At 61.7% G+C, this 11,228-nt stretch carries 13 protein-coding genes and 1 pseudogene; 2 read left to right on the top strand and 12 right to left on the bottom strand.

Annotated features, from left to right (window positions below):
- A pseudogene (locus U0988_RS02530) lies at window positions 1-129 on the top strand (IS630 family transposase); the annotation flags it as partial.
- Window positions 130-336: 207 nt separating this feature from the next.
- Window positions 337-756 carry an IS200/IS605 family transposase gene (gene tnpA / locus U0988_RS02525; protein WP_322291078.1) on the top strand — a complete coding sequence of 140 codons (420 nt, stop codon included), beginning with the start codon at window positions 337-339 and terminating at the stop codon, window positions 754-756.
- Between the two features lie 266 nt (window positions 757-1,022).
- On the opposite strand, the gene U0988_RS02520 is transcribed toward tnpA, so the two are convergent.
- The 12 genes from U0988_RS02520 to U0988_RS02465 form a co-directional block, all read right to left on the bottom strand.
- Entirely contained in the window at window positions 1,023-1,520 is a 498-nt protein-coding gene (locus tag U0988_RS02520; RefSeq protein WP_322291077.1) for a hypothetical protein, read from the bottom strand.
- A gap of 70 nt (window positions 1,521-1,590) precedes the next feature.
- Window positions 1,591-1,830 carry a hypothetical protein gene (locus U0988_RS02515; RefSeq protein WP_322291076.1) on the bottom strand — a complete coding sequence of 80 codons (240 nt, stop codon included), beginning with the start codon at window positions 1,828-1,830 and terminating at the stop codon, window positions 1,591-1,593.
- A gap of 19 nt (window positions 1,831-1,849) precedes the next feature.
- Complete coding sequence (locus U0988_RS02510; protein ID WP_322291075.1) at window positions 1,850-3,193, bottom strand: APC family permease; 1,344 nt, start codon at window positions 3,191-3,193, stop codon at window positions 1,850-1,852.
- Entirely contained in the window at window positions 3,190-4,527 is a 1,338-nt protein-coding gene (locus tag U0988_RS02505; protein ID WP_322291074.1) for a DUF418 domain-containing protein, read from the bottom strand. The genes U0988_RS02510 and U0988_RS02505 overlap by 4 nt, the downstream gene beginning before the upstream one ends.
- Before the next feature lie 3 nt (window positions 4,528-4,530).
- Entirely contained in the window at window positions 4,531-4,818 is a 288-nt protein-coding gene (locus U0988_RS02500) for a hypothetical protein (RefSeq protein ID WP_322291073.1), read from the bottom strand.
- Window positions 4,815-6,146, bottom strand: coding sequence for an MFS transporter (locus tag U0988_RS02495; protein WP_322291072.1), 1,332 nt, complete (start codon window positions 6,144-6,146; stop codon window positions 4,815-4,817). The genes U0988_RS02500 and U0988_RS02495 overlap by 4 nt, the downstream gene beginning before the upstream one ends.
- A 21-nt stretch (window positions 6,147-6,167) precedes the next feature.
- Window positions 6,168-7,121 (bottom strand): sulfotransferase domain-containing protein, encoded by a 954-nt coding sequence (locus U0988_RS02490; protein WP_322291071.1) that lies wholly within the window; start codon window positions 7,119-7,121, stop codon window positions 6,168-6,170.
- A gap of 13 nt (window positions 7,122-7,134) precedes the next feature.
- Complete coding sequence (locus U0988_RS02485; protein WP_322291070.1) at window positions 7,135-7,428, bottom strand: hypothetical protein; 294 nt, start codon at window positions 7,426-7,428, stop codon at window positions 7,135-7,137.
- Window position 7,429: 1 nt separating this feature from the next.
- Window positions 7,430-7,894, bottom strand: a complete 465-nt coding sequence (locus U0988_RS02480) for a nuclear transport factor 2 family protein (protein WP_322291069.1) — start codon at window positions 7,892-7,894, stop codon at window positions 7,430-7,432.
- 91 nt (window positions 7,895-7,985) lie between these two features.
- Complete coding sequence (locus U0988_RS02475) at window positions 7,986-8,429, bottom strand: hypothetical protein (protein WP_322291068.1); 444 nt, start codon at window positions 8,427-8,429, stop codon at window positions 7,986-7,988.
- A 205-nt stretch (window positions 8,430-8,634) separates the two neighbouring features.
- The gene (locus U0988_RS02470) at window positions 8,635-10,719 is read right to left on the bottom strand and encodes a winged helix-turn-helix domain-containing protein (RefSeq protein ID WP_322291067.1); all 2,085 of its coding nucleotides are present in this window, start codon (window positions 10,717-10,719) and stop codon (window positions 8,635-8,637) included.
- Between the two features lie 314 nt (window positions 10,720-11,033).
- Window positions 11,034-11,228 (bottom strand): hypothetical protein (locus tag U0988_RS02465; protein ID WP_322291066.1); only part of this gene is annotated, 195 nt, incomplete at its 5' end.

Raw genomic sequence — 11,228 nt, 5'->3', positions numbered from 1 at the left:
ATGCTGCGCAAGGCGAGCGAGCGGACCGTCAGCGGACTGTGGGACCTGATCGGCAGGCTCGTCGACATCTTCCAGCCAGACGAATGTGCCAACTACTTCAGCTCATGCGGCTATGAACCAGAATGGTAGGAAAACGCTCTAGCTGCCGCTAAATCTGAGCCGATGGCAACGCGACTGCAACCGCTAACAAACCGGTCGTTCCCAGGCTCATTCTTCTTCCCTGAAAGCCGCCGTGCGTTCAGGTTTCGTTGAGCGCCCAGGACCGACAGCTTTTAGAGTCCCCTTTTAGGTGGAACCCCTCCGACTTCTGTCGGATACTGGCTTCAGCCTTAGACTATGGGCTACTCGACCGGTTGTCACACGACTTTTCATCATCGCTATCATATCGTCTGGGCTCCCAAGTACCGGTTCAAGGTGCTCCTTGGCGAAGTGCGCCTGAGGGTTCGCGAGATCATCCGCCAGGTGTGCGACGAACTGGGGGTGAAGATCATCAACGGAGCGCTATCGCGCGATCACGTGCATATGTTCGTCGAAATTCCGCCGCATGTCTCGGTCAGCGACTTCGTGCGCCAGGCCAAGGGGCGTTCCTCCCGCAAGATCCAGCAGGAGTTCGAGCATATCCGGAAACGATACTGGGGACAGCGCTTCTGGGGAAGGGGATACTTCTCAACCACGTCCGGCAACATCACCAACGACATCATCATGCGCTATCTCGACCGGCATACCCACAAGGAATGCTTCAGCCCCTCCACATGATCCTACCGGCCTCGGCCGGTCAGTGGTTCAGCCATACCCGGCCCATCCGTACAATCCTGTTAATGACACGGGCTTATCTCACGTTTCCGGCGAACAGCCGCGAAGAACTGTTCTTCGTCCGTTGATCAAAGATGCGGAGTCGCGTAACCTCCTTCAAACTCCAACGCGCACGAGAACGTGGTTGTCAGCCGAGGTCGCATCTAGCGTCATCGGCAACACAATGCGGGTCTCGTTCTGTCCAGCGAATTCAGGCGGCTTGATGAGAACTACCCGCTCTGGGAAAGCCCAGTCGGCAGCGGGGATTCGATCGAGGGAGCGATACGCCGTCGCCCCCATATGGGCCGGCCATAATCGAGTCGCGATGAGGGGTTTGCTCGAGCCTTAAGGCGGCGAACGAAAACATCAGGATCTGCGATCTCGACGCAGAATCGGCCGAAGTCCCTAGCCAGCTCAGCCGAAATGTCATTGCTTGCGTAATAGACGAACATATTCTCGGCGGCCGTCGTGAAGGCGTTACCAGTCAGCTTTCGGCCATCGGCAACCATTGTGATCTCTATCCCGCCGGCTGGCGCGTAATGTAGCATCTCATCCATGGGATCGCCCCTGACGGCGCAGTCTTCGATTCCGCGATAATAAGCCAGCGATCCGAAGCGCATCTCGCCCTTGCGCATGAGCGCGCGGGCATAGCTTTCGTTGGGGAAATATTTGAAGAGCGGCATCTGGTTACCATCCACGACGAAAGCAACGTAGTGCAGTATAGCCATCGGACGGTTTTAAGGTAGCTGGTCAGTGCGGTGAATTATAAGGATGGGGTGCCTTGCTGCCCGGTGGCGGTCACACCTGCGAATGGCCGTTGCGAGGTAAGCCGACATTTGCGCCTTCCGCATCGGAACGACCGAATCTGGTCGAGAGCTGCCGGAAGGTCTTGGGACAAAACTGCCAGTCGGCACGGCCTACCGGAACGACCGACATTGCCGAGACCGGCGGTTCGTGAAGCAGCAAGGACAGTGCTGTCAAAGCTTGGAAGTAGTCGGTGAGCGAGGCAGCATTTTCAACCTTCAGGCCCACAGACATTCTTCAGATTGCCCGGCGCCTATACAGGCGTTGCGGTGAGCCGCCGCTTTTCGCGATCAAGATGGAAGCCCACAGGGATGCAGATCGCAATCATTCCCGCCATGATGGCCCCGCTGATCGGTTCGGCGATCACGAAACTGATCAGTAGCGCAAGGTTGATCAACAGGACGAGTGCAGGAAGGACGGGATGCCCTCGCGCGCGGTAGGGTCTTGTAAGGTCGGGGCGGTGCTTTCGCAGCGCGAAATAGGACAGGACAAACAGGCACGACCCGAACAGCACCATTGCCCCCGCCAGACGGAACACGAAGACATAACCGCCCGAATAGATCAGCGGGATCGCAAGCACGGTGCCAAGCGCCAGAGCAAAGGTCGGTGTCCCACCGCGGTTAACCTTTAGCGCGGATTTCAGGAACAGGCCGTCCTCGGCCATGCCATAGAGGGCACGCGGGTTCGACATCACGACCGCATTGAGCGTGCCAAGGGCCATCAGCACCGCGACAAGAGCCACGATGATCGAACCCCACCGCCCGGTGGCCGCCTCGATCACCGTCGCCATCGGCAAGGTCGATGCACGCAGCACGGCAAAGTCGAGCGCCCGGATCAGGGCCCAGTTGACTGCCAGGTAAATCAGGATGACGATGATCGCCGACTGAAACAGCGAACGTGGAATGTTGCGGCCCGGATCCTTGTCTTCGCCCGCGAAGTAAATGGACGCATACCAGCCATCATAGACCGCGACGACGAACTGCAATCCAGCGAGTACGGTCAGGATCGTAAGCGGCTCGGCCACCAGCGGGGCGGTTTCGATCTCGCCAGCGGCTTTGCCCGCGGGCATGGCCAGCGCCACACCGACGACCGCGAGCAGCAGGGCAATCTTCAGACCGGTGCTGCCGATCTGCGCCCAGCGGCCTTCTTCCACCCCGGCCCAGTTGAGTGCCGTCACGCCGAGCAAAAAGAGGACCGCCACTGTAGGTCCGTGGTCGGCAACCCACGGGACGAGCGTGCCCAGAAACTCCGCTGCGGCGAGCGACAGGAACGCGCTGGCCGCAACCCCGACAACCCACATCGTCCAGCCGACGAGCAGCCCCATCGAATCCCCCAACCCCTCGTGTACAGGGATGTAATGCCCACCGGAGCGCGGGATCGCTGAGGAGATTTCGGCCGCTACGTTGGCCATCAGTATGACATAAAGACCGCCAGCCAACCACAGCAGCATGACGACCGTGGGATCGGGCACCATGTTGGCGATCTCGCCGGGCGCGCGCATGATCCCGGTTCCGACCACCAAGCCGACGCACACCGCGATGGCAAACGGCAGGCCGAGACGCTTCTGGAGCTGGCCGGTCTGGACTGAGGTGTTCATGCAGTCACCGGCTCGGCTCGGCGCAGCTTCGGACGTTCATCATAGGTCAGCCCGCGCCAGAGCCATTCGAGCGGGCCCATCCGGTATCGGCTGAGCCAGAGCGGGCTGATGACAAGCTGTACCGCCCAAATCGTAAAGACGACATAATAAAGCTGATGCCGCTCCAGCTCGCCGAAATACCCCAGCCCAACGAAGAAAATCGCACAGACCAGCGAATGGGTGAGGTAGTTCGTGAACGCCATTCGCCCTACGCTGGCGAGCGCGTGCTGGAACAGCGGGAAGATGCCTGATCGCACGATCAGCAGCAGCAGGCCCAGATGCCCCGCCGTCATCGGGAGCCTTCCAAGGTCATAGGTGATCTGGGATTGGCTCATCGCAAGCAGGCTGAAGCTGTTGTCGATGACCCAACGGGTCTCAAGGACGTTGACCGTAAGACCAACCCCGTATCCGATCACCACCAGCGCAAAATAGAATCGGGTTGATCGTTCCAGCGTGAAGATCCCGGCCTTGAACAGGGCCATGCCAATCAGCATCATGCTGAAGATGTCGAAAAACCAGCGATAGAAATACCAGCTTTCCGCGTGCACCGTTTCTGCGGCGACCTGCGCGAAGACCGTCGCGTAACTATGCGTGCGCTGCTCGACATAGTCCTGCTGCGCCTCGGGCGAAGGGCTGTATTCGGCGAGCGCGCCTTCCCATTTTTCGGCCAGCGCCTGCTGCGCCGGATCAAGCTGCGCCCCTGCCACCTGCGAGGCCGCGTAAGCCTCATGATAGCGCATCAGGTCGGCAGTATCCTTCGCGTTCCAGAGCGCGCTTGCCAGCATTCCGGCGATCCCGATAATCAGGAGCGCCCGCACACCGAGCTTGCGGAACGGGAACACCACCAACGCCGTCAGCCCGTAGAAATAGAGGATGTCGCCGCTCCACAGGAGGACAAAGCCGTTTACCATCCCGAACACGATCAGCCAGAGGTTGCGGCGGGCATAAATATCGCCGACATCGGTTCGCCCTGCGGCTTCGAGACGGGAGGTGAACAAGATGATGCCCGCCCCGAACAACATCGAGAACAGGCCGCGCTGTGTGCCCTCGAACCCGATCTGGATGATCATCCACGAAAGGAGGTTGGCTCCCTCCGCGCCGCCGGCATTCATGGGATTGCTGTAGGCGTGCGGCAGGCCAAAGCCGGTGATGTTCATCAGCAGGATGCCGAACAGCGCCGCCCCGCGCACGAAATCGAGCGCAACAATTCGGTCTGTGGTCGGGCCGGTTCGCGGCGTGTCGGGCGTCGCCTGCGCGATGTCGATATGGGGTGCTTCACTGGCTGCAGTCGCCATGGTCTATCCTTTGCGGTAGATTGTCTGATTCACGGGTATCGGTTTGGTCAGCCCGCTCGCATCGCGCTGGTATCCGCCTCGCCTTGCGGGGACGGTCATGAGGCACGAGACAGCGATGTGGACGATAAAGGCGGTCGAAATCGCCGGGAGACTCTCGGAGCCGTAACGGAACAGTGCGCCAGGCGTCTGCCTGACGGGTTCAAACAACGCGGTATAGCTCGCAAATCCCGCAAGGATCGCCATACGCTGCTCCCGCTCGCGCTCGAAGGCGGTGGGCTGCGGGCGAGTCAATGCGCGTCTCCCGGCAGCTGCCGCTCATCACCGACCCGCGCCAAGAGGCACAGCCCCAGCCCTAGGAGCGTAATTCCGGCCACCGCGTAGTAGGTGAGGGCATAGCCGCCACCCTCGACCAGCCAACCCGAATTGCCGCTCATGAGCGAGCGCGAGAGGTTGGGTACCGCCATGAACAGCGCGAACTGGCTCGCCGCGATAGCGGGGTTGCTGATCTGCATCGCCCACACGATCAGCACTACCGTGTGCAGGATGCTCAGGACATACAGCGCCAGCGTTAAGGCGATGAACAGGCTGTCGTCTTGCCACCCGTCATAGGTCGCGCCGGCCGCCACCGCCAACAAGGCCAGGGCGAGGAAATGGCCAATGACAGCGCGCTTCAGCCCGAACCAGCGCACCAGCAGGATCGGCACGAACAGCGCGAGGCAAGCAGCCACCAGATTGAGCATCGCGCCAAAGCTGGCGTAACTTTCGCTCGTCCAGCCGAGCTGCTGCACCGCCAGGGACGGGTTGACCGCATCGATGAAGGCAAACGCTGCCTGCGCGCAGCCAGTGGCAGCTAGGAACAGCAACGTGCGCGGCGCAAGGATCGAGCGGGCCACGCCCGAAACGATTGGCCACCATGCTGCGTGCTGGCGCTCTTCGCATTCGCGCGAGGCGTGGCCCCGGGTCCACGGCAGCAGGCGTTCGCCCGGCCGTTCACGGAACAGCGCGACGAAGATCGAGGCGCTGGCGACCATCCCGGCCAGCACCAGCGCGGTTGTTGTCAGGCTACCCGAAGCGAGCAATTGCCCGGCGATGAAGCTGCACGCCGCCACGCCAAAAGCCTGGCTGGCGAACATCAGGCTGTTGATCGCGGTGCGCTCGGCCTCGGGAACGATATCGACCGTCATCCCGTCGACAGCGACATCGCTGAAGGTGACGCAGATATTGAGCGTGAAGCAGAACGCGGTCAGCAGTGCGATATCGCTTGCCACCGGCGCGGCCAGCGCCATTGACAGCAAGGTGGCGACCATCAGCGCCTGCGACAGCAGGATCCACCCGCGCCTGCGGCCCATTGGCTTGAAGGTGAAGCGGTCCATGACGAGGCCATTGAACAATTTGGTCGACCAAGGCAGCATCGCGATCCCAACGAAGCTGCCGATTTCGAGCGGGCTTGCCCCGCTTTCAGCGAGCCAGCCAGGCAAGGCCACCAGCGCAAGACCCAGTGGCACGCCTTGCAGAAAATAGAGCACGATGATCGCCGCAAACCGGGCGGTGCGATGCTCCGAAAGCGCCGGAAACCTTGCCGCGCGTGGTGCTGTGCCAGCGGGGATTGCGTGGGCCATGCTGTTGGTCCTTTCTGTCGCTCAAACGGGCGTAGAAACCGGGGTCGGATCGAAGGCGGCCAGCCGTCCGTGCTCGAGCCAGTTGGTGAGATCGGGCGTGACGCCGGCTTGCAGCGCTGCACGATAATCGGCGAGGTCCTCGTCGCTCAAGACACTGCGCCAGCGCTCGTTCGTGCCCTTGTGGAGGAAGGCATCGGCTCCGCCCTTGAAGGCCACTTCGGCCGATCCCAAAAGCTGCGTGCCAGCGCGCTTCATGCTGGCAAAGCCGGCCGCCTCGACCATTTCGTGGAAGAGCGGCTCTGGCGTTGCGATCCCGCAGAATTGTGCGATCCGGCGCATCTCGCCTTCGCGGTCCGCCTTCAGGTCGTTGTAATGGACCAGCAGCACGTGGGGCCGCTCGCGCGCCTCCCAGAAGCTGGTTTCAATCTCGATGAATTCGGCGATCGTGAAGTCATCAAACGGCGCGTATTTGGGATCCCGCAGCCAACGGCGGAAGAAGGCCCGCTGGTCGTCCAGAGCGCGCGGATACGGGGCGGCGATAAAGGGGTCTGCCAGCCCATCCTGATCGCGCGCGGCGAGAAAATCGTCACTCAAGTTCATCGAATGATTGTGAAACGACATCACCGCATCGCGCGGATCGCGCGCGACGTTGATGTAGAGCACATCGTCATGCAGTGGCAGGGCGGTGAGCGGCGAATGGGTCTTGAGCCCGCGCCGCCCTTCGACAGCGGACAACGCTGCGGCGACCTCGGCTTGCGGGATGAAGCGCGCATCGAGCCACGGCTGCTCTTCCATGATCTGGCGCGGCTCGGCTGACTGCGCGAGCAACATGCCGACAATGCGCTGGATCCAGGTCGTCCCGGTCTTGGGTGGCGTACAGACGATGATGTCACCGGCGCGCAGTTCGAAACTATCCCAGATGCGGCTATCGGTGTGCCAGGTGCGGATGGTCCTTTCGGGCTTGCGGATCAGCATGGAGGGATCCCTTTCAAGGCGTCAGGTGGAAGCCGCCATCGGCGGTCAGGGTGGTGCCGGTGATGAAGCTGGCGATCTGCTGGGCCAGCGCCGCAGATTTGCCGTCATTGACGGTCATTGGCCTGCCTTCGCTGAACAAGGCCGCGATGCGTTCGATGTTCGGGCTCGACCACGCCTCAGTGTAGCTTTGCGAAATGGAGGCCAGGTCACCCTGGTCGATCGTGGCCGCCAGTTGCGTTTGAGAATGGGCACCAAAAAGCGGCGCGAGCGAGAGGGCGGCGGCAGACAAGAATGGGCGCTTGACCATATCAGCGCGCCCCTTCGGACACCTCATGGGTCGACCAGCTGTCGATCATCAAGCGCCATTCGCCCGAGCCGTCGCGGCGATAGACACAGGTGCCCTTGCCGATCTCGCCGATTTCCGTCCCGTCTTCCCGCGAGCGGAAGCGGGTGGTGTAGGTGTAGGTGTAGGTGTAGGTGTAGGTGTAGGTGTAGGTGTAGGTGTAGGTGTAGGTGTAGGTGTAGCGGCTGACGGCAAGATCGCCCGACTGTTCAAGCCCGTGTTCGGTCTTTTCCCACTGCGCCGCGAACCCGGCAAAGAAGCCCGCTGCCCATGCGCGCACGGCGTTCTGGCCGATCAATTCGGGTTCGCCGGGCACCTGGAACACGATGTCCTCGTTCATCAGCGCGAGGATGCGGTCGGTGTCGTTGGAGTTAATCGCCGCAACATAGGCGTGATGCAGGCCTGTTGCGGCTGGTGGCATGCTGGTCATTCGGCGGGTCCCTGATAGCGTGGAAAGACGAACCCCGGCGGGCGAGCGGGTCGCATGCTCGCCCGCCGGAGTTCTGGCCGCGCGTCCCCTATCAGCGCGGTTTGTATTCCTGCAGCAACATCGAGCTGACCACAGTCCGATAGGCAGCGCGATTGCCGCTGGCGGCCGCCTGCTGTTGCACGGTGGTCTTTGACCAGGCATCAAAGGCGCGGTCGCGGCGCTCTTGCTCGGCGGCGTCCGGCAGACTGGCAAAGGTCGTTACCAGAAAGAGATCGGGCTCGCCGGCCCGTGCATTGACATTGGCATAGATGCCGTAGTCGGTGATCCAGCCCTGCGACTTGGCGTGTTCCTGGAACCGCTTCCATTCGGTCGCCAGCCATTGCGCGTATTTCAGCGTGCCTTCGCCGTCCTCGACGTCGATGCCGTTCATCTGGACATATTCGCCCGCTGCCAGGGGGTAATCCTGCGCCGCACTCGGCGTTGCCAGCGGCAGTGTCATGGCCATCGCGGCCAGCGCAAACCTGATCGTCTTCATTGCTTGTCCCCCATCGCGAACGGCCGGGATCGGCCTTTCGTCTTTCCCCAAAACATCGGCACAACTCGCCCGCACACGCCAGCCCGAGGGGCTGGCACGCTGTGAAAAAGCTCGAATTTCGTTGGTTCCGATGGAAACAAAGTGCCGCTACGAGGCGGTGCGGTCAACCGGGCGGACCGTCAAAAAAACGTCAATTCGTACGCTATCAGGGCCTGCGCGGGTCGGCCGGCAAGAGATCGGGCCAGCCGAAACGCTCCCACGCCTCGACCATGCCGATGCGTTCGGCGAAATCCATAAAGCGGGGATCGCGGATCGTGCGGTTGATCGGGTCGACATCGATCCACAGGCTCATCAGGCCGAACATGTTGGCGGGATGGATGCACTCGGAATAGATCTTCATGACGAGATCGCTGTGCCCCATCCAGATGGCGGGGAAAGCAATCGAGCTGTCGTATGGGTCGGGCATGGCGGCGTGCAGACCATCGAGTATCTGGCAATAGGCGGCGCGGTCCGCTGGGTTGCCACTGAAGATCCCACGTGCGGCGAAGCCGAAATAGGCATCGCGTGCCGCGTCATCCATCGGCGGCATACCGGGCGGACGCATGATGATCGTTCCGAGATAGAAGCGTGTATCGAAATGGGTCTGGACGGCGGCTTCGTGATCGCCTGCAGCCATCTGTGCGAGCGCGAGCCACATGCTTGGATTCCCGAGATCCGCCAAGCGCTGACCGGCAACCAGCGCTTTATCGATCTCACCAAGGCTCAGATAGGCCGAGGCCAGCATCGCATAGTTGCGGCCATAGACCGGGTCGCGATCCACCGCCTCCTCGACATAAGGCAGCGCCTCGCGCGCCTTGCCGAGATAGAGCAGGCATGATCCCAGCCGCGAGCACACATCGGCATCATTGGGATCGCGGGCATAGGCCTCGAACGCCATTTCCAGCGCGCGCGCCGGATTGAACCGGGTCCATTCGTGAATGCCGAGGATCGAGAAGGCATGCCCCTGACCCGGGTCGAGCGCGATGGCGCGCTCGGCGCAGCGGGCGGCTTCGGCGGATTGGGCGACCCGTTCAAGACTTGGGGTGATCGCCGCCGTCATGATGTGCGCATTGGCAAGCGCGGTCCAGCATTCTGCAAATTCCGGATCGATCTCTAGCGCTTGTTCGAGAAATGCGATCCCCTTGGCAAAGGCGCCCTCAACGCCGATCTTCTGGATCATCGCCCGCGCTTGAAGAAAGAGCGCATAGGCCTCACGATCGTGGGTCATCTTGCGCGAGGGCGCTGGCGATGCGGTGAGGTCGAGGGCATGGCACATCGCGGCGATGACATTGGCGCCGATCACCTTGCGCCCATCAAAGAAATCCTCGATCGATCCGCTGAGCCGGTCGGACCAGACCTCGGTACCATACTGGCCGCTGATTAGCGCCATGCGGACGCCGATGCCCTGCGCGTCGCGCCTGACTTCGCCTTCGATCACGTAGTCGACGCCAAGATCGGACGCGATTTCGGTCACCGTTCGCCCCTTGTCGATGACCGCTGCAACCGATGTTCGCCCCGCCAGCGCGATTCCGCTTAGCCCGCCAAGTCGCGTCGAAAGCTCATCGACAATCCCGTCCGCAAGGTAGAAATTGCCGCCTACGCTGTCGATCTGGCTGAACGGCAGGACAGCAATGCGCGCCTGATGGGCCGCGCGGTTGAAAGTGCGATAGGACGGAAATCGCGCCCTTGCCGCTTCCAACAGCCGCTCGCTGGTCGCATTGGAAGAGTTTCGGATCGCCGCCGATATGGCGGCCCGCAGCTGCGCGTCGACATGGTCGCGGCGACTGGCGATCCACTCGTCGAACTCGGGATTGAGAGGGGGGCCTTGAACAAGCGGCCGGTTTCCGATCGCGAGCAAGGTGGCAATCGCCGCTGCGGGATCATCCGATAACAGCCCGGCTTCAAGCTCGAACAGATCGCAGGCAAGGCTCCCCGGGGCCAGAGCCACCTCCCCGCGCGACACGATCAAGCAGTCGACCCCGTGGTCTTCGAGCTTGCGCCTCAGATCGAGAAGGCACTGGCGCAAGCTCGCCTTGGCCTGTGCGAGGAAGCGGTCCGGCCACAACAGCCGGGCCAGCGCTTCGCGATCTATTGAATGGTCGGGCTCCAGACAGAGGACAGCGAGCAGGAGCGCAGCCCGGCGGTTGCTCAGGACCACGAGCTCCCTGCTTGGCGTCTCGATCCGGAAATCTCCGAAGAGTGTCGCCTTCATCCAGCCCTGCGCAGCGACCTGCGTCTCTGCTTGCTCCAATCACTCTCTCCCCCGATGGCGTAACCTTACAGGCGGATGGTGACTTTGCAATCGAGCAAGGCAGTGCCCGTGTAACTCCCCTCTGTTACGAGCCACTGGCTAAAAGCCGAGGTGCTGTTGGCGACCTACGCGGGCCGGGTAGCGCTGATGAAGCTCTTCGCGTTGAGCGACTTGAGCACCGCAGACGGCGAGCGACCCGCCGTAAAGCTTGATCGACTCCAATTGCGCTGTCTGTTTTTTACCTACCTCCTGTTATGTGAGGGTCCGGTCCGCAAATTCGAAATCGGCATGGCGGCTTCAAGCGAAACCAGACGTCAATTTTGGCGGAAGTGAACGACCGGGTCTGGTTGTGTCCGGAACGGCAGGTTTTTTGCGCAAACGTCGAATAGCTGCCGATAGGCTCGACCGAAGGCAGTGTGACGACCTCCGCCGACAAACCGGTCGTTCCCAGGCTCATTCGTCTGCCATGAAACCTGCCGTTCATTCAGGTTTCGTTGAGCGCCCAGGAC

This window comes from Allopontixanthobacter sp., assembly GCF_034376665.1.
Lineage (GTDB): Bacteria > Pseudomonadota > Alphaproteobacteria > Sphingomonadales > Sphingomonadaceae > Allopontixanthobacter.
The sequence above is the reverse complement of the archived record's forward strand: the minus strand, read 5'-3'. Positions and strand labels throughout refer to the sequence as shown.

Bases quoted from the DNA above. Each gene is read 5' to 3' on its own strand.
- tnpA (WP_322291078.1), top strand. From the start codon at position 337: ATGGGCTACTCGACCGGTTGTCACACGACTTTTCATCATCGCTATCAT.
- U0988_RS02520 (WP_322291077.1), bottom strand. From the start codon at position 1,520: ATGGCTATACTGCACTACGTTGCTTTCGTCGTGGATGGTAACCAGATG.
- U0988_RS02515 (WP_322291076.1), bottom strand. From the start codon at position 1,830: ATGTCTGTGGGCCTGAAGGTTGAAAATGCTGCCTCGCTCACCGACTAC.
- U0988_RS02510 (WP_322291075.1), bottom strand. From the start codon at position 3,193: ATGAACACCTCAGTCCAGACCGGCCAGCTCCAGAAGCGTCTCGGCCTG.
- U0988_RS02505 (WP_322291074.1), bottom strand. From the start codon at position 4,527: ATGGCGACTGCAGCCAGTGAAGCACCCCATATCGACATCGCGCAGGCG.
- U0988_RS02495 (WP_322291072.1), bottom strand. From the start codon at position 6,146: ATGGCCCACGCAATCCCCGCTGGCACAGCACCACGCGCGGCAAGGTTT.
- U0988_RS02490 (WP_322291071.1), bottom strand. From the start codon at position 7,121: ATGCTGATCCGCAAGCCCGAAAGGACCATCCGCACCTGGCACACCGAT.
- U0988_RS02485 (WP_322291070.1), bottom strand. From the start codon at position 7,428: ATGGTCAAGCGCCCATTCTTGTCTGCCGCCGCCCTCTCGCTCGCGCCG.
- U0988_RS02480 (WP_322291069.1), bottom strand. From the start codon at position 7,894: ATGACCAGCATGCCACCAGCCGCAACAGGCCTGCATCACGCCTATGTT.
- U0988_RS02475 (WP_322291068.1), bottom strand. From the start codon at position 8,429: ATGAAGACGATCAGGTTTGCGCTGGCCGCGATGGCCATGACACTGCCG.